The 15,832-nt window shown below is 74.2% G+C and carries 16 protein-coding genes; 10 read left to right on the top strand and 6 right to left on the bottom strand.

What is annotated here, in order from left to right:
* Positions 1-140 precede the first annotated feature (140 nt).
* The 6 genes from QMG39_RS12495 (at position 141) to QMG39_RS12470 (ending at position 5,894) form a co-directional block, all read left to right on the top strand.
* A complete protein-coding gene (locus tag QMG39_RS12495; RefSeq protein WP_281885457.1) occupies positions 141-1,415 on the top strand; it encodes an ABC transporter substrate-binding protein in 1,275 nt (424 codons plus the stop codon).
* A 57-nt stretch (positions 1,416-1,472) separates the two neighbouring features.
* On the top strand, positions 1,473-2,285 hold the full coding sequence (locus QMG39_RS12490) for an ABC transporter ATP-binding protein (protein ID WP_281885455.1): 813 nt from the start codon (positions 1,473-1,475) through the stop codon (positions 2,283-2,285).
* A complete protein-coding gene (locus QMG39_RS12485) occupies positions 2,282-2,989 on the top strand; it encodes an ABC transporter ATP-binding protein (protein ID WP_281885453.1) in 708 nt (235 codons plus the stop codon). Before QMG39_RS12490 ends, QMG39_RS12485 begins: the two co-directional genes overlap by 4 nt.
* Before the next feature lie 3 nt (positions 2,990-2,992).
* Positions 2,993-3,877, top strand: a complete 885-nt coding sequence (locus QMG39_RS12480) for a branched-chain amino acid ABC transporter permease (protein ID WP_281885451.1) — start codon at positions 2,993-2,995, stop codon at positions 3,875-3,877.
* Entirely contained in the window at positions 3,874-4,962 is a 1,089-nt protein-coding gene (locus QMG39_RS12475) for a branched-chain amino acid ABC transporter permease (RefSeq protein ID WP_281885449.1), read from the top strand. The genes QMG39_RS12480 and QMG39_RS12475 overlap by 4 nt, the downstream gene beginning before the upstream one ends.
* A 65-nt stretch (positions 4,963-5,027) precedes the next feature.
* Positions 5,028-5,894 carry a sulfurtransferase gene (locus tag QMG39_RS12470; protein ID WP_281885447.1) on the top strand — a complete coding sequence of 289 codons (867 nt, stop codon included), beginning with the start codon at positions 5,028-5,030 and terminating at the stop codon, positions 5,892-5,894.
* Between the two features lie 40 nt (positions 5,895-5,934).
* Here the strand turns inward: QMG39_RS12470 and QMG39_RS12465 are convergent, their stop codons facing one another.
* Positions 5,935-6,453, bottom strand: a complete 519-nt coding sequence (locus tag QMG39_RS12465; protein ID WP_281885445.1) for a rhodanese-like domain-containing protein — start codon at positions 6,451-6,453, stop codon at positions 5,935-5,937.
* A gap of 92 nt (positions 6,454-6,545) precedes the next feature.
* Between QMG39_RS12465 and QMG39_RS12460 the strand changes: the two genes are divergently transcribed.
* Positions 6,546-6,815, top strand: coding sequence for an acylphosphatase (locus QMG39_RS12460; RefSeq protein WP_281885443.1), 270 nt, complete (start codon positions 6,546-6,548; stop codon positions 6,813-6,815).
* A 28-nt stretch (positions 6,816-6,843) separates the two neighbouring features.
* On the opposite strand, the gene QMG39_RS12455 is transcribed toward QMG39_RS12460, so the two are convergent.
* Complete coding sequence (locus QMG39_RS12455; protein ID WP_281885441.1) at positions 6,844-8,124, bottom strand: M18 family aminopeptidase; 1,281 nt, start codon at positions 8,122-8,124, stop codon at positions 6,844-6,846.
* Positions 8,125-8,149: 25 nt separating this feature from the next.
* Positions 8,150-9,091 (bottom strand): J domain-containing protein, encoded by a 942-nt coding sequence (locus tag QMG39_RS12450; RefSeq protein ID WP_281885439.1) that lies wholly within the window; start codon positions 9,089-9,091, stop codon positions 8,150-8,152.
* Between the two features lie 109 nt (positions 9,092-9,200).
* Here QMG39_RS12450 and QMG39_RS12445 point away from each other — a divergent pair, with 109 nt between their 5' ends.
* Together QMG39_RS12445 and QMG39_RS12440 are read left to right on the top strand one after the other, a co-directional pair.
* Positions 9,201-9,626, top strand: coding sequence for a DUF1761 domain-containing protein (locus QMG39_RS12445; protein WP_281885438.1), 426 nt, complete (start codon positions 9,201-9,203; stop codon positions 9,624-9,626).
* A 59-nt stretch (positions 9,627-9,685) separates the two neighbouring features.
* Positions 9,686-10,429 carry a Pr6Pr family membrane protein gene (locus tag QMG39_RS12440; protein WP_281885436.1) on the top strand — a complete coding sequence of 248 codons (744 nt, stop codon included), beginning with the start codon at positions 9,686-9,688 and terminating at the stop codon, positions 10,427-10,429.
* A 35-nt stretch (positions 10,430-10,464) separates the two neighbouring features.
* On the opposite strand, the gene QMG39_RS12435 is transcribed toward QMG39_RS12440, so the two are convergent.
* Together QMG39_RS12435 and QMG39_RS12430 are read right to left on the bottom strand one after the other, a co-directional pair.
* Positions 10,465-11,892 (bottom strand): flavin monoamine oxidase family protein, encoded by a 1,428-nt coding sequence (locus QMG39_RS12435; protein ID WP_281885434.1) that lies wholly within the window; start codon positions 11,890-11,892, stop codon positions 10,465-10,467.
* Positions 11,889-13,457: a DUF7059 domain-containing protein gene (locus QMG39_RS12430; protein ID WP_373878328.1), complete on the bottom strand. Its 1,569-nt coding sequence runs from the start codon at positions 13,455-13,457 to the stop codon at positions 11,889-11,891. The genes QMG39_RS12435 and QMG39_RS12430 overlap by 4 nt, the downstream gene beginning before the upstream one ends.
* A 151-nt stretch (positions 13,458-13,608) precedes the next feature.
* Between QMG39_RS12430 and QMG39_RS12425 the strand changes: the two genes are divergently transcribed.
* Complete coding sequence (locus tag QMG39_RS12425; protein ID WP_281885432.1) at positions 13,609-13,944, top strand: hypothetical protein; 336 nt, start codon at positions 13,609-13,611, stop codon at positions 13,942-13,944.
* 19 nt (positions 13,945-13,963) lie between these two features.
* On the opposite strand, the gene QMG39_RS12420 is transcribed toward QMG39_RS12425, so the two are convergent.
* Positions 13,964-15,832 carry a thioredoxin domain-containing protein gene (locus QMG39_RS12420; RefSeq protein WP_281885430.1) on the bottom strand — a complete coding sequence of 623 codons (1,869 nt, stop codon included), beginning with the start codon at positions 15,830-15,832 and terminating at the stop codon, positions 13,964-13,966.

Genomic DNA, 15,832 nt, shown 5'->3' with positions numbered 1-15,832 from the left:
TTCGGAGCACTGAAAGCGATACTGCACGGTATCTCTCCGTACGATCGTGTGTGAATCGTGATTCACAAAAGTCGTGACATCCGCCCCTCTGAGTGTCATACTCGACCGCGCACCACGGTCCACGTTCAAGGAGGAATCACATGGCCGTCACCAGTTCCGCATTCCGCCGACCGGCGCTCCTCGGCCTGGGGGCCGGGCTCGCGGTCACCGCCCTCGTGCTCTCCGGCTGCGCCGGACGCGAGTCGGGGGGCACCACCACCGACGCAGCCGACTGCGACCCGGGCTTCACCGAGACCGAGGTCCGCATCGGCGTCAGCGTGCCGATGTCCGGCCCGGCAGCCGCCTACGGCCCGATCGGCACCGCGATCGAGGCCTACTTCGACGACGTCAACGAGGCCGGCGGCCTCGAATTCTCCGACGGCGTCACCCGCGACGTCGTCGTCACCGTGATGGACGACGGCTACGACCCCGCGAAGACCGCCGTCAACGTGCGCCAGCTCGTCGAGCAGGACGAGGTGTTCGCGCTCGCGGGCGTGCTCGGCACGGGCGCCGCGATCGCGACCAGCGAGTACGTGACCGAGGAGGGCGTGCCCTACCTCTACGCCGGCACCGGCAGCGACGCGATCCTCGCCCTGAGCGCGACCTCGCCGTACACGACCGGGTTCATGCCCCAGTACGACTTCGAGGTCAAGACCCTCTCCGAGTACATCCTCGCGAACGACCCGGATGCCACGGTGGCGATCCTGTACCAGAACGACGAGTTCGGCGAGTCGATCCGCGCGAACTTCGAGGCGCGCTTCGAGGGCACCGGCGTCGAGATCGTCGCCGAGGAGTCCTACGAGGTGGCATCGGGCACCGTCGACAGCCAGGTCACGAACCTCGCCGACTCGGGCGCCGACTGGTTCCTCGACTGGGCCGTCGGCACCTTCGCGACGCAGTCGCTGAAGAAGAAGGCCGAGCTCGGCTGGGACGCGACGACCGTCATCAACGCGCCCGCCGCCGACGCCACGTTCTTCCTCATCCCGGCGGGTGAGGGCGCCTCGGACGGCGTCGTCTCCATCGCCTACGCGAAGGACATCACCGACGCCTCGCTCGCGGGCGACGCCGGCTGGGACGCGTACGCCGCGTTCGCCGAGGCCCACAGCGACGCGTTCGACCCGCGCTCGGTGCCGGCCGCGGCGGGCTACTCGACGGCGCAGCTGCTCGAGATCTCGCTGGCGAACATGGACGGCTGCACGCGCGACGCGCTGCTCGAGTCGGCGACCTCCTTCGACGGCGAGACGATCGACCTGCTGCCGAACGACGTCACCATCTCGACGTCGCCCGAGTACCCCTACGTGTTCTCGGAGCTGAAGGTGCAGGTCTTCAACGGCGCGAACTGGGAGCTGCAGGACGAGGTCTTCACCCAGCAGTGACCAGCCCGGTCGAGGGGCGGGCGCCCGCCCGCCCCTCGACCGCACCCGAGGAGCAACATGCGCATCATCCGACTCGAGACCGAACCCGGCTCCCCCCTCGTCCTCCGGCCCCTGCTCGAGGTGGACGACATCCACCTGTCGTTCGGCGGCGTCCGCGCGCTCGACGGCCCGGGCCTCACGGTCGCGCCTGGCGAGATCGTCGGGCTGATCGGCCCGAACGGCGCGGGCAAGACCAGCCTGTTCAACTGCATCAGCGGCCTGTACGCGCCCGACTCCGGCAGCATCCGATTCGCCGGCGAGGAGCTCGTCGGCATGCCCAGGCACCGCATCGCGCGGCTCGGCATCGGCCGCACCTTCCAGAACCTCGGGCTGATCCCGCGGCTGCCCGTGTTGCACAACGTGCTCGCCGGTACCTACCGCACGACCCGCGGCGGCTTCTGGGCGACCGCGCTCGCGCTGCCGCAGGTCGCACGCGACGAGGAGCGCGCGACGAGCGACGCGCTGAAGCTGCTGCACTCGCTCGACCTCCTCGACGTGGCGCTCGAGCCCGTCGGCACCCTGCCGTTCGGCACCCAGAAACGGGTCGAGCTCGCCCGTGCCCTGATCGGCGAGCCGCGACTGCTGCTCGTGGACGAGCCGGCGAACGGGCTCGTGCACTCGGAGGTGATGGAGCTCGCCGACACGATCCGCAGGCTCGCGGGCGAGCGGAACATGGCCGTGCTCGTGGTCGAGCACCACATGGGACTCGTCCGGTCGATCTGCGACCGCGTCGTGGTGCTCGACTTCGGCAAGCTGCTCGCCGAGGGCAGGCCGCGCGAGGTCGCGAACGACCCGCGGGTCGTCGAGGCGTACCTGGGGACGGCCGCATGAGCCTCCTCGAGGCCCGCGGCCTGAGCGCGGGATACGGCCAGATCACGGTGCTGCACGACGTCTCGCTCCGGGTCGACCCCGGCGAGATCGTGGTCGTGCTGGGCTCGAACGGCGCGGGCAAGACCACGCTGCTGCGCGCGCTCTCGGGCCTCATCCACGTACGCGGCGAGCTGGAGGTCGACGGCACGTCGGTGATCGGCACCGGCACCCACCGCCTCGCCGCCCTCGGCATGGCGCACGTGCCGCAGGGCCGCGGCACCTTCGGCGACCTCACGGTCGAGGAGAACCTGCTCGTCGGCGCGGCCACCAGGCCCCGGCGCGAGGCGCGCACCGACCTCGACCGCTGGTACGCGCGCTTCCCCCGTCTCGGCGAGCGACGCCATCGCCACGCGGCGGGCCTCAGCGGCGGCGAGCAGCAGATGCTCGCGATCGCGCGCGGCTTCATGTCGCGCCCTCGACTCGTGCTGCTCGACGAGCCCTCGCTCGGCCTCGCACCCGCCATCACGACCGAGCTGTTCGGCACCCTCGCCGAGCTGCACGAGGAGTCGGGCGCGGCCATGCTCATCGTCGAGCAGAACGCCGAGCTCGCGCTCCGCATCGGCGAGCGCGCCCTGCTGCTCGAGCACGGTCGCATCGTGCAGCGCGGCACGGCGGACGAGTTCCGATCCAGCGACGACATCCGTCGCGCCTACCTGGGGGTGTGACCCGTGGACCTCCTGCTCCAGCAACTCGTCGACGGCGTCGCCGCCGGCGCGATCTACGGCGCGCTCGCGCTCGCCCTCGTGCTCGTCTACCGCGCGTCGCACACCATCAACTTCGCCCAGGGCGAGATGGCGCTGCTCGGCGCGTACCTCTCCTGGCAGTTCGTCGCGTTCGGCCTGCCGCTGCTCGCCGCGCTCGCGGTCTCGGTGCTCGCGTGCGCGGTGCTCGGCATGGGCATCGAGCGCGTGCTGATCCGCCCGCTCGCGAAGCGCAACCAGCACCTGCCGATGATCATCACGACCCTCGGCCTCATGATCGCCCTGAACGCGGTCATCGCGTGGGTGTGGGGCCACCAGACCCGCGAGGTGCCGCCCGTGCTCGGGCAGGGCGCCGTCGAGGTCGCGGGCGCGGCCCTCTCCCGCCAGGACCTCGTGATCATCGCCACGGTGCTCGGCGGCGCGATCGCGCTCGCCGCGTTCTTCCGCTTCACCCGCACGGGCCTGTTCATGCGCGCCACGGTCGGCGACACCGAGTCGGCCCGCCTGTCGGGCGTGCGCACCGGGCGCATGCTCTCGGTCGGATGGGGCCTCGCGGGCGGCATCGGCGCGATCGCGGGCACCCTCATCGCCCCGGAACTGTTCCTGCAGCCGGGCATGATGGCGCCGGTGCTCATCTACGCCTTCGCGGCCGCGACGCTCGGCGGTCTCGACTCGCCGCTCGGCGCGATCGTCGGCGGCATCATCGTCGGCCTCGCCGAGAACATCGCGGGCACCTACGTGCCGTGGATCGGCAGTGAGTTCAAGCAGGGCCTCGCGCTCGCGATCATCCTCGTCGTGCTGCTGCTGCGGCCCGCGGGGCTGTTCGGCTCCCGGAAGGTGGTACGCGTATGACGACGCAGCTCGACGAGCAGACCGAGCGGGCGGATGCCCCGGAGCCGGCCGCTCCCCCGCGCGCGCCGCGCATCACGCCGGTGGAGTGGCTGCGCACGCCGAGGCCGCCGCTCCGGCTCTCCAGGCCGGTCTCGCTCGCGCTCGGTGCCGCGGGCGTGGTCGCGCTTGCGATCGTGCCGTTCGTCAACCCGAGCTGGATCAATCTGCACGTCGCACTCGTGCTCATCTTCGCGATCGTGGCGATGGGGTTGAACCTGCTCGTCGGCATGGGCGGGCAGGTCTCGCTCGGCCACGCGGCGTTCTTCGCGGTCGGCGCCTACACGACCGCGGTCGTCGGGGCGGCGGGCGTGCCCGCGGTGGCGACGCTGCCACTGGCGGGCGCCGTCGCGTTCGCGATCGGGTGGCTGTTCGGCATCCCGGCGCTGCGCCTGCAGGGGCTGCAGCTCGGCCTGGTGACGCTCGCGCTCGCCCTCGTGACCCCGCCCGCGATCCGCCAGCTCGACGAGATCACCCGCGGCAGCCGCGGCATCGGCATCGACGGCGACCCGCCCGCCGGGGTGCCGCTCGACCAGGACCAGTGGGTGTACCTGCTCGCGCTGCTCGTGTTCGTGCTCGCGTGGGTCGTCACGGCACGGATGGCCCGCGGGCGCATCGGGCGCGCGTTCGTGGCGATCCGCGACGCGGAACTCGTCGCCGAGACCCTCGGCGTCGCCGTGCAGCGCACGAAGGTGCGCCTGTTCGCGACCTCGGCCGCGTACGCGGGCGTCGGCGGCGGGCTCTACGCGATGCTGCTCGAGTTCATCGGCCCGGAGAACTTCGGCCTCACCCTCTCGATCTCGTTCATCACGATGATCGTGGTCGGCGGCATCGCGACAGTGCCCGGCGCGGTGCTCGGCGCGGCGTTCGTGCAGGCGGTGCCGGCGATCGCCGGCGAGATCGACCCGGCCGCGGCGGGCTTCACCTACGGCGTCGTGCTGCTGCTGTTCGTGTTCTTCGTGCCGTTCGGCCTGATCGGGGTGATCAGGGGTGCGCTCGCGCCTCTCGTCGACCGGGTGCCGTGGCTCCGGCCGCGCCGGCTGAGGTGAGGCGATTGTGACGGCGCGTGTCGCGTGCCCTCGTGCATCCGCGGCCCGCCGCATAGCGTGACCCCATGGCCCTCACCCTCGACGCACCCTTCGTCAGCACCCAGTGGCTCGCCGACCGGCTCGGCGACGACGACCTCGTCGTGGTGGACGCGACCGTCGTGTACGTCTCGACGCCGCAGGGTTCGGGGCCCGTCAGCGGCCTCGACGCGTACCTCGTCGACGGGCACGTGCCGGGGGCGGTGTTCGCCGACCTGCTCGAGACGTTCTCCGACCCCGACGGCCGGCACGGCTATGCCCGCCCGTCCCTCGAGGCCGTGTCGCGCGCCGCTCAGGAGCTCGGCATCCACGACGGATCGACCGTCGTGGTCTACGACACGGCGCTCGGCCAGTGGGCCGCACGCCTCTGGTGGGTGCTGCGCGCGGCCGGCGTGGAGCGCGTCGCGGTGCTCGACGGCGGGCTGACGGCCTGGCGCGCCGAGGAGCGCCCCCTGCAGACCGGGCTCGAGGGCGCGGCGACCACGGAGCCGCTCACCCTCGCCGAGCGCCCCGGTGCGTGGGCCGATCGCGACGAGGTCGCCGCGGTTGTGGAGGGCACGGTCCAGGCGACGCTCGTCTGCGCGCTGTCGCCCCGCGACTTCGCCGGTGCCGGCGGTGCCATCGGCCACATCCCGGGCAGCGCCAACCTGCCGTTCGGCAGCGTGGTCGACCGCGAGACGAAGCGGTTCGCCACGCACGACGCGCTCGAGCGCCGCGCGGGCGAGCAGGGTCGCGTGATCGTCTACTGCCACGCCGCCGTGGCCGCCGCCGGGCTCGCGCTCGCGCTCGTCGCGAGCGGCGCCGACGACGTGGCGGTCTACGACGGTTCGCTCAACGAGTGGGCGGCAGACCCGGAGGCGCCGCTCGCGAAGCTCGACGCGTCGCCGGTCGGCTGAGCCCGGCCCGTCTCGCGCTCCATCCGGTCGAGCGCGCGCGTCAGCAGCCGCAGGCGACCGGCTCGCCGAGCGGTCCCGGCGCGGCATCCGACACGCCCGTGAGCGGGTCGACCGCCCGCGCGCCCGAGCCCGAGTCGCCCGCGATCGGGTAGCCCTCGCGCGCCCAGTACTCGAACCCGCCGAGCATCTCCTTCACCGGGTGGCCGAGCGCGGCGAACGCGAGCGCGCCCTTGGCCCCGCCGTTGCATCCGGGGCTCCAGCAGTAGACCACCACTGGCGTACCCGGCGCGATGAGCCCGTGCGCCTCGGCCGTGACGCGCGCGTGCGGGAGGTGCAGCGCGCCCTCGACGTGCCCCTGCGCCCAGGCGGCGTCGCTGCGCACGTCGACCACGACGAACCCCGGGTCCTCCGTGGCCATGGCGTCGGCGACGTCCGACGCGTCGGTCTCGAACGCGAGGCGCGCCCGATGGTGGGCGACGGCCTCCTCGGGGCTCGCGGCACCCGCGAACAGGGCCGGTGGGACGGGGGCGACGGATGCGGCGGGGGTCTCTGCGCTCATTCCCGCATCCTGCACGATCTCGCGGGCCGGCGTCGCGCGATCGCGCGACGCCGACCGTCGATTTCCGGCCATCTCTCGGCCACACTGGGGGCATGACGAGGCTGCGCATCACCGTGACGGGCATGGTCCAGGGCGTCGGCTACCGCTGGTGGACGCGGGCCGAAGCGCAGCGCCTCGGCGTCTCGGGCTGGGTGAAGAACCGCCTCGACGGCCGGGTCGAGGCCGAGGCCGAGGGCGACGAGCAGGCCGTCGCCGCGCTCGTCGACTGGATGCGCGGCGGGCCGCCGTCGGCGACCGTGACCGCGATCGAGACCGCCGAGGTGCCGCCCACCGGAGAGACGGGCTTCCGCATCTCCGTCTGAGACGACGGCGCGCGCCGCGACCGGTGCGTCAGTCGTGCATCGCGAAGAACGCGCCCACCGCCAGGCCAAGTCCCACGAGGTCGTCGACGTGCACGAGTTCGCGCGCCGAGTGCATCGACAGCAGCGGAACGCCCACGTCGACCGTGCGCATGCCGAGCCGGGTCGCGGTGAGCGGCCCGATCGTCGACCCGCACGGGATCGTGTTGTTCGACACGAACGGCTGCGTCGCCACGTCGGCCGCCTCGCACGCGCGCGCCCACATGGCCGCACCGACCGCGTCGCTCGCGTAGCGCTGGTTGGCGTTGACCTTGAGCAGCACGCCGCCGCCCGGCGCGGGGCGGTGGGTCGGGTCGTGGCGCTCGGGATAGTTCGGGTGCACGGCATGGCCGGCGTCGGCCGAGAGGCACCACGAGGCGGCGAGCGCGCGCCTGCGCGAGGCATCCGTCGCCCCCATGCCCTCGTTGATTCGCACGAGGACGTCCTCGAGGAACGGCCCCGACGCACCGGAGCGCGAGTTGGAGCCGAGCTCCTCGTGGTCGAACGCCGCGAGCATGCTGATGTGGCCCGCATCGCTCGGCGCGTCGAGCAGGGCGCGCAGCCCCGCGTGCACCGAGGTCAGGTTGTCCATGCGCGGGCTCGCGAGGAACACGGCGCCGTCGCCGAAGCGGGCCGGCGGCTGCGTGTCGACCGTGAGGATGTCGTGCCCCGCGATGTCGGCGACATCGATGCCGGCGCGAGCGGCGATGAGCTCGGCCAGGTCTCCCTCGGCCGCCTCGACGCCCCAGATCGGCTGCGTCTGGCGCTGCTTGTCGAGCGCGACCCCGTCGTTGTTGACCCCGCGGTCGAGGTGGATGGCGAGCTGCGGGATGCGCAGCATCGGGCCGGTGCGCACGAGCCGCACGCGTCCGTCGCGCGTCGCGACCCGGCCGGCGAGCTCGAGCTCGCGGTCGAGCCAGGAGTTCAGCAGCGGGCCGCCGTAGACCTCGACCGACGCCTGCTTCCACCCGTTGCCCCGCACGTCGGGGGTGGGCTTGAGCTTGAAGCCGGGCGAGTCGGTGTGGGCGCCCAGCACGCGCACGGGCAGGGCGCCGGATGCCTCGGGCTGCACCCACGCGATGACGGCACCGTCGCGCACGACGACGTACTTGCCGGGTCCGCCGGGCCAGTCCTCCGACTCCTCGAGCCACGTGAATCCCGCCTCGACGGCGCGCTCGGCCACCTCGACGGCGGCGTGGTAGGAACTCGGTGACGCCTGGACGAACCGGGCGAAGTCGTCGACGATCGAGTCGGCTTCGTGCGAAGGGGGCATGCCCCCATCCAACCACCCCGAGCGGTCAGGCGAAGCGCACCGACTGCTGCAGCCGGGTGCGTACCTCCATGACCTCGGCGCCGCCGATCAGCGCCGAACCGGGCAGCCCCGAGCGCAGCACGCCCGCGAGCCGCGAGCGCTGCACGATCGCGGTCACCGCGCCCCGGATCGAACCGAGCACCTGCAGGTCCTCGTCGGAGTCGCCGTCGGGCACGACGATCAGCAGGCAGGTGAACTTCACGTGCGCGGCGCGGCCGACGGCCTTCGCCCGCAGCCCGAGCGCGCGCATCGGCTTCTCCCCCGCGAGCGCCTCACCGATCAGCTCGCCGCGGCGGATTCGCACCGGTGCGCCCCAGTCCTCCGATTGGATGGCGAACAGCCCGGTGGGCCCCAGCACGACGTGGTCGAGCTTCGCGGGCAGGCCCGGCCCCGCGGCATCCGTCGCGACATCGTGCCAGGCCGTCCAGGCGATGCCGAGCGTCGAGACGGTGCGCGCGGTCGCCTCCTCGGCGAGCGCGTCGGCCAGCACGTGGCGGATCTCGCGCGGCGCGCGGCGCACGAGATCGGCGTCGAACGGGTCGGGCAGCTCGACGCCGCGCCCCGCCCACTCGCGGATCAGCTCGAGGTACCGCACGCGCGAGACGCCGCCGGGATGCCCGTGGCTGCGCGTGCCCGGCCGGGTGTCGCGCCGCTCCCCCTGCGTGCGCGGCATCGACCACGAGCCGGCGCCGTCGTCGGCGGCCGTCGTGCGCGCGGTGCCCCCGCGGTCGTAGGCCGCGCGCGCCTCGGCGGTGCCGACGCGCTCCCAGGCCGCCTGCACCTCGTGGAACCGGTCGGGGTCGCCGCCCGTGTCGGGGTGCGTCTCCCGCAGCTTCCGCCGGTAGGCCGCGCGCAGTTCCGAGGTCGACGCGTCCGCCGCGACGCCGAGCACCTCGTACGGCGTCGCCTGGAGCGGGCTGTCGGGCATCGCGTGCAGCGCCTCCGGTATCGAGCGGAACGTGGGATCGAATCCCGACCCTACCGCGGCCGGCCCACTAGACTCCGAGCAGATTCCAAGCCGCCGAGGAAGGACTCGCATGATTCCCGAGATCAACTACTGGGCGGTGCTGCTGGCCACGCTCTCCACGATGATCGTCGGCACCGTCTGGTACACCCCCAAGGTCTTCGGGAACTACTGGATGCGACTCGCCAAGGTCGAGCCCGACGGGAAGAGCGCGGTCGGCGCGATCACCGCGACGGTGCTCGTGAGCTTCGTGTCGGCGTGGGTGCTCGCGGGCGCGACCGTCATCGCGTGGCACTTCTACGGCGGCAGCTTCCTGGTCAACGCGCTGGTCACGGCGCTCATCCTCTGGGCGGGGTTCACCGCGGCGCGCTTCATCACGCACGACGCGTTCGAGGGCCGCCCGGCCGGGCTCACCACGCTGAACATCGCGCACGAGCTCGTGACGTTCCTGGTGATGGCCCTGATCATCGGCGTCTGGCCGCCCGCCGGCACCGTCTGAGCCCTTCCGCCCGGCCGCGTCGGGCGGTCGTCCCGGCACGCCCGGCGTAGCGTGGACGCATGCCGGCGCGCGAGGCCCCTCCCGACCCGCGCCGCCGTCGCGCGCTGCGCACGCTCGGCCTCGCCCGCATCGCGGTCGCCGTGGTCGAGGTGATGGCGCTCGTCGAGAACTTCCGGTACGTGCTCGGCTTCACGAGCTTCGCCACCGAGAACTTCTTCTCGTACTTCACGGTGCAGAGCGCGTTCCTCGCCGTCGCGGTGGTCGGCGCCAGCGGCGTGATCGCGGTGCTGGGCCGGCGGGAGCCCGGCTGGCTCACGGGCATCCGCTGCCTCGTCATCACCTACGTCGCTGTGTCGGGCGTCGTGTTCGGGCTGATCGTCTACCAGGCGCGCGCGACGGGCTACCGCATCGACGTGCCGCCGTCCGACCAGGTGCTGCACTTCGTCGTGCCGGTCGTGCTCGTCGTCGACTGGCTGCTCGAGACCGTGCTGGGCGTGCGGCACGTGCCCGTCGGCTGGCGCACGCTCTGGTGGGTGCCGCTGTTCCCGGTCGGCTGGCTCGCGTACACGCTGGTGCGCAGCCCCGCGGTCGGCTGGTACCCGTACTTCTTCCTCGACCCGCTGCAGGTGGGCGGGCCCGTGGGCATCGCGATCGCGTGCGCGATCGTGCTCGCCGTGCTGCTCGCCGTTGCCGCGCTGCTGGTCGCGGCCACCCGCATCGTGCGCCGCGAGGGGGCGGGCACCCTCGACCCCGTTCCGGTGGAGCGGTCGGATGCCCCCGAGCTCGCCGCGGCCCCCCGCTGAGCGCGCTCGACCTGCCCGGCCGCGCCCCGCCGTGCTCAGCCGGCGAACGGCTCGAGACTCGTGCGCGCGAGGGCGATCACCTCGTCGTCGGATGCCTCCGCGAGCGCGTCCGCCCGCTCGGCCGCGAGCAGTCCCACGAGCACCGGCTGCTCCGGCGACGGGCTCAGGTCGAGCCAGCCCGCGAACGGGTCGTCGTCGGCGCCGACCACGGTGCGGACCGGCGGGCCGGCCGGCAGGAACGGCTCGTCGAAGCGCAGCCAGACCTGGTCGAGCCGCCCGTTGCCGAGCACCGAGATCGCCCGTGCGTGCCGCAGCGGGAGCGACGGCGTGAACGCGATCAGGTTGGCGCGCAGCACGCCGAGCGGCACGGTCACGATCGCCCGGTCGGCCGCGAACGACTCGCCCGACTCGAGGCGCAGCGAGACCAGGTCGCCCGAGTGGTCGATGCTGAGGACCGCCCCGCCGAGCAGCACGCCGAGGTCGGCCGCCTCGTCGCGCAGGAACTGCACGTAGGGGGTCTCGACCCGTTCCTGCACGACCGGCTCCTCGGGGTCGAGCCCGCCGTCGCGCGCCGACAGCTGCCGGGCGTCGGCCCCCGTGCGGACGCCGAGCACCGTGTCGAGCTCGTACGCGAGCCAGTCGGCCCCCGACACCCCGGTCTCGTCGGGCTCCTCGGAGAGCCGGTCGATCGCGCCGGAGCGCAGCAGCGCGTTCGCGAGGGTCACGTCGTGCGGCTGGGCCATCGCCCACTCGCGGGCGGCCGCCACCGCGTCCGCCCCGGCGTCGGACGCCGCGACCGTCTCGCCCGACGGCGTGTGCACCCACGGGGTCGTGACGAACTGGGCGGTCGTGGCGCCGGCACGGGCGAGGCGCGCCTGCAGCCCGACCGCGTCGGCCGGGACGAACCCCGCACCGAGCTCGACCGGGAGCGGCCAGGCGTCGTCCTCGACCGTGTCGATGCGACCGCCGATGCGGTCGCGCGCCTCGAGCACGACGACCGTGTAGCCGGCGTCGGTCAGCGCCCGCGCCGCGGTGACCCCGGCCAGCCCGGCGCCCACGATCGCGATGCGCTCGCCCGGAGCGGCGAGGTCCGCGACCTCGGCGGCGACGCGGGCCCCCTGCTCGGCCGCGCCGCGGACCGTGCCGGGGTAGGCGGTCGAGGTCGCCTCACCCGCGAGGAACACCCGGTCGCCCAACGGCACGGCGAGGTCGCGCCGGTGCTGGGGCGTCGATCCGACCGCCTGGTAGCTGAATGCGCCGCGCGCGAACGGGTCGCTGCCCCAGGCCGAGCGGCGCATGGCCGCGGGTGCGGGCACGGGCGAGGCGATCGGCGTGCCGGTCGGGGTCGGCGCGGGGGTCGTCGGCGTCGGCGAGGCCGTCGGGGCGGGCGGCTCGGGCACGCATCCGGCCAGCACCGCGACGAGGCCCGCCGCGGAACCGACCAGGAACGTGCGCCGTCTCATCGTGCGCCACCCGGGTCCGGGCCCGGCTCGTCGTCCGCGGCGTCCGTCGCGGGCGCGAGCATGCCGCAGAGCGCGAGCTCGACGACGTCGTCCTCCAGCTCCTCCGTGAGCGCCGCCTCGTCGGCGTCAAGCAGTCCGGCGATGGCGCCCGCGATCGCGGCGACCGTCAGCGTGCCATCGCAGGCGCCCACGAGCGCGGCGAGGGCCGTGCCCGCGTCGACCGTGCGGGCGAATCCCCCGCCCTGGCTGAGCGTGATGGCGGTCGGGTCGGCCGATCCCGGCCAGTGGTGGCGCTGCTCGGTCACGTCGCCCGCGACGACCGGGCGGGCCGCGGCCACGTCGTCGACGATGCGGTCGAACGCGCCGACGCAGGCCTCGAGGTGCGGGCCGGGTGCCCCCGACCCGAGCGGGCCGTGCTGCTGCTCGGTGCGGCGCAGCCGCACCACGCCGTCGGCCGGGCGCCGGGCGACGACGTACCCGAACCCGACCGCGTCGACGCCGCGCGCCTCGAAGTCGTCGAGCCAGGCCCGCACCATCGCGCCGTACTCGGGCGTGCCCGGCCGGGTGCCGCCGTCGCGCACCCAGGTCTCGGCGTACTCGATCGGATCGACCCGGTCGCGCTCGATCAGCCAGTACTCCAGGTCGGGGCCGAACCAGTCGCTCGCCCGCTCGAGCCCGTCGCCGTCCGCGCCGCGGTACTCCCAGTCGGCGAGCAGCTGCGCGGAGCCGCCGGGCTCGAGGTGGTCGGCGAGTCCGGCGAGCACCTGCGCCACGAGCGCGTCGCCGACCATGCCGCCGTCGCGGTACTCGTACGCGGGCACGTCATCGCGCCGCGGCGTGATGACGAACGGCGGGTTCGACACGATGCGGTCGAAGCGCTCGCCCGCGACAGGGTCGAACAGGCTGCCGAGCCGGAACTCGATGCCCGTCACGCCGTTCAGCGCGGCGTTCAGCTCGGCGAAGCGCAGCGCCCGGGCGCTGATGTCGGTCGCGACGACGCGGTCGGCGTGCCGCGACGCGTGCATGGCCTGGATGCCGCATCCGGTGCCGAGGTCGAGCACGCTGTCCACCGGCTCCTGCCACTGCAGCGCAGCGAGGGTGCTCGACGCGCCGCCGACCCCGAGCACGTGGTCCTCGGCGAGGGGGGCTCCGGTCGCGACCTCGCCCGGGTCCGACGCGATCCACCAGTTCGCCTCGCCGACGCGGTCCGCGAACGCGTAGGGGCGCAGGTCGACCCGCGCCCTGACGCGCGCACCGTCGACGTCGACCAGCCCGAGCGCGACGGCGCCGTCCAGCCCCGCGGTCGGCAGCGCGCGCGCGAGGTCGTCGCGGTCGGCGCCGAGGCCGAGCACGAAGCACAGGGCGAGCGTCACCCGCGGGTCGGCGCCAGCGGGCATCCGCTCCAGCAGGCGCGCGGCCGGCACGGCGTCGCCGCGGTGCAGCGCCGCCTCCGCCTCGTCGCCCCAGAGCCCGTCGAGGCCCGCGACGGTGTAGCGCGCCGCGGACAGGTCTGCCGCCAGCGCGGCCGCGATCCGCATCTCCGTCGCCGTCACCACGACTCTCATTCAACCGCAGCCGACCGCCGCGGGGGGCCGGATCGCCGTGCGCGGCCGTCACGAGCCGGTTCGGACCCGCATCACGCATCGGCAAGCTTCGCGAAACGCAGATGTCACACTCCGGGGTTAGCCTTGCCGTGTCCGACCGGAGGGGGAACACATGTCGCAGGAGGCGCCGACCATCGAGCGGCTGCGTCAGGACGCGCGCGACGAGCTCGCCGCCCTCATCGACCTGCGCTGCCGGCTCGGCGAGGACCCGTGGGCGTTCCTCCCCGACCTCCCCACCGTCGACGAGCAGGTGGTCGCGACGCTGCGCGAGGAGCGCATCCACGTCGACCCCTGGAGCACGGCCCGCGCCCGGGCGTACCACCCGACGGCGCGCGCCGGCGACCGCGAGCGCTTCGAGTACGACGTGCTCCGCGACATCGCGGTCGAGCACCCCGACCTGAGCGTCGCCGTCTGGGGCATGATCGGCCGGGTCCCGACCGTCTGGTGAGCGTCCGGCCAGCAGCGGGTCAGGGCTCGTCGGCGAGCGCGCTCGCCGAGGTCACGGGCAGCCGGCAGGTGAAGTCGCGGCACAGGTAGGCCGTCGTCAGGCCGTCACGGACGCCGCGCCCCGCGAACAGCTCGAACCCGGCGTCGACCCAGGCCGCCACGCGATCCTCGGCGACCACGACGGCGACGGATGCCCCGTGGCGGCGCGTCGCCCGCACGAGCTCGTCGTCCGCCCCCGCCGACGCCGTCACCGTCACGAGCTGGGTCGGTCCGCGGTCGAGCACGTCGGCCACGCGCAGCGCCGCGCCGAACGCGAGCGGCTGGCGGACCATCGGCTCGGCGACCCGCGCGATCGTCACGCGGGCGGCGTCGACGTACCGGGCGTCGCCGGTCAGCGCGAAGAGCGTCGTGCATGCTCCGGCGAGGGCGCTCGCTCCCGACGGCGTCGCACCCTCCGACGGGTCGGCCTCCACGACGAGCCCGTGCGCCTCGAGCACCGGGTCCGCGCCGCCGGGCACCGCGAACACGCGTCCGCTGTTCTCTGCCGCATCGCCCGCGGCGTCCAGGGTGGCGTCCACCAGCGCGCGCGCCTCGACCGCGAGCGCCGGATCCCCGTCCGCGATCGCCACGGCGAGCAGCCCGTTCGCGAGCATGCCGTAGTCCTCCAGCGCCGCGCGGGCCGACGAGGGCTCCCCGTGCAGCGACATGCGGATGAGCCGCCCGTCGGGACCCCGGTGCCGCTCGAGCAGCACGGTCGCGGTCTCCCGCGCGGCCTCGGTCCAGTCGGGCTCGTCGAGCAGTGCGCCCGCGGTCGCGAGGCCCTCGATCGCCAGCCCGTTCCACCCGGTCAGCACCTTCTCGTCGAGGGCGGGCGCGGGCTGGTCCGAGCGCGCGGCGGCATCGAGGGCGTAGTACCCGCCCTCGGTGCGCACGCCGTCGATGTCGCTCTCGGAGTCCTGCGCGCTCGCGAACCCGCCCTCGGGCCGGCGGAGCACCCGCAGCAGGTACCGCGCAATGCCGCGCGCGGTGCCGATCGCGAGCCCGTCGCCCTGCACCGCGGCGCGGGCGGCGACCTCGAGCAGTTGCGCGTTGTCGTACAGCATCCGCTCGTAGTGCGGCTCGCTCCAGTCGACGCGGGTGCCGTACCGGAAGAACCCCCCGTCGACCGCGTCCCGCAGCGGCGACGCCGACATGGCCGCGAGGCTGCGCCGCGCGGACGCCGCGGCACCGCCCCCGTGCGCGAGCAGGAACCCGAGCACGGGTGCCACCGGGAACTTCGGGGCGCCGCCGTACCCGCCGTGCGCGCGATCCTCGAGCGCCACGAGGGAGGCCGCGGCGGCGTCGAGCCGCGCGGCGTCCGGCGGGCCGCCCTCCGAGGGCCGCAGCACGGATGCCTCCGCCAGCGCGCCCGCCAGCGACGTCGCCGTCGCGTCGACCTCGTCGCGCCGCCCCATCCAGGCCTGGGAGACCGCGTCGAGCAGTTCGCCGAAGGCCGGCACCCCGCCCGCGGGACGCGGCGGGAAGTACGTGCCGGCGTAGAACGCCCGCCCCTCCGGGGTCGCGAACACGGTCAGCGGCCAGCCGAGGTTGCGCGTGAAGGCGCTCGCCGCGGCGAGGTAGCCGGCGTCGACGTCCGGATGCTCCTCACGATCGACCTTCACGGCGACGAACCCGTCGCGCAGCTGCGCGGCGATGAGCGGGTCGCTGAAGCTCTCCCGCGCCATGACGTGGCACCAGTGGCAGGTCGCGTACCCGATCGACACGAGCACCGGCACGTCCCGGCGGCGCGCCTCGGCGAACGCGTCCTCGCCCCACGGCCACCAGTCCACCGGGTTGTCGGCGTGCGCGCGCAGGTAGGGGCTCAGCGCCCCGCGAAGCCGGTCCGCCAT

It is taken from the genome of Agromyces rhizosphaerae, from assembly GCF_027925245.1.
GTDB lineage: Bacteria > Actinomycetota > Actinomycetes > Actinomycetales > Microbacteriaceae > Agromyces > Agromyces rhizosphaerae.
This window is presented reverse-complemented; position numbering and strand designations above follow the sequence as displayed.

Excerpts from the sequence above, each read along its gene's own strand:
- QMG39_RS12455 (WP_281885441.1), bottom strand. The coding sequence starts at position 8,124 with ATGCCCCCTTCGCACGAAGCCGACTCGATCGTCGACGACTTCGCCCGG.
- QMG39_RS12490 (WP_281885455.1), top strand. The coding sequence starts at position 1,473 with ATGCGCATCATCCGACTCGAGACCGAACCCGGCTCCCCCCTCGTCCTC.
- QMG39_RS12460 (WP_281885443.1), top strand. The coding sequence starts at position 6,546 with ATGACGAGGCTGCGCATCACCGTGACGGGCATGGTCCAGGGCGTCGGC.
- QMG39_RS12495 (WP_281885457.1), top strand. The coding sequence starts at position 141 with ATGGCCGTCACCAGTTCCGCATTCCGCCGACCGGCGCTCCTCGGCCTG.
- QMG39_RS12445 (WP_281885438.1), top strand. The coding sequence starts at position 9,201 with ATGATTCCCGAGATCAACTACTGGGCGGTGCTGCTGGCCACGCTCTCC.
- QMG39_RS12425 (WP_281885432.1), top strand. The coding sequence starts at position 13,609 with ATGTCGCAGGAGGCGCCGACCATCGAGCGGCTGCGTCAGGACGCGCGC.
- QMG39_RS12435 (WP_281885434.1), bottom strand. The coding sequence starts at position 11,892 with ATGAGACGGCGCACGTTCCTGGTCGGTTCCGCGGCGGGCCTCGTCGCG.
- QMG39_RS12475 (WP_281885449.1), top strand. The coding sequence starts at position 3,874 with ATGACGACGCAGCTCGACGAGCAGACCGAGCGGGCGGATGCCCCGGAG.
- QMG39_RS12420 (WP_281885430.1), bottom strand. The coding sequence starts at position 15,832 with ATGGCGGACCGGCTTCGCGGGGCGCTGAGCCCCTACCTGCGCGCGCAC.
- QMG39_RS12485 (WP_281885453.1), top strand. The coding sequence starts at position 2,282 with ATGAGCCTCCTCGAGGCCCGCGGCCTGAGCGCGGGATACGGCCAGATC.
- QMG39_RS12465 (WP_281885445.1), bottom strand. The coding sequence starts at position 6,453 with ATGAGCGCAGAGACCCCCGCCGCATCCGTCGCCCCCGTCCCACCGGCC.
- QMG39_RS12450 (WP_281885439.1), bottom strand. The coding sequence starts at position 9,091 with ATGCCCGACAGCCCGCTCCAGGCGACGCCGTACGAGGTGCTCGGCGTC.
- QMG39_RS12430 (WP_373878328.1), bottom strand. The coding sequence starts at position 13,457 with ATGAGAGTCGTGGTGACGGCGACGGAGATGCGGATCGCGGCCGCGCTG.
- QMG39_RS12440 (WP_281885436.1), top strand. The coding sequence starts at position 9,686 with ATGCCGGCGCGCGAGGCCCCTCCCGACCCGCGCCGCCGTCGCGCGCTG.
- QMG39_RS12470 (WP_281885447.1), top strand. The coding sequence starts at position 5,028 with ATGGCCCTCACCCTCGACGCACCCTTCGTCAGCACCCAGTGGCTCGCC.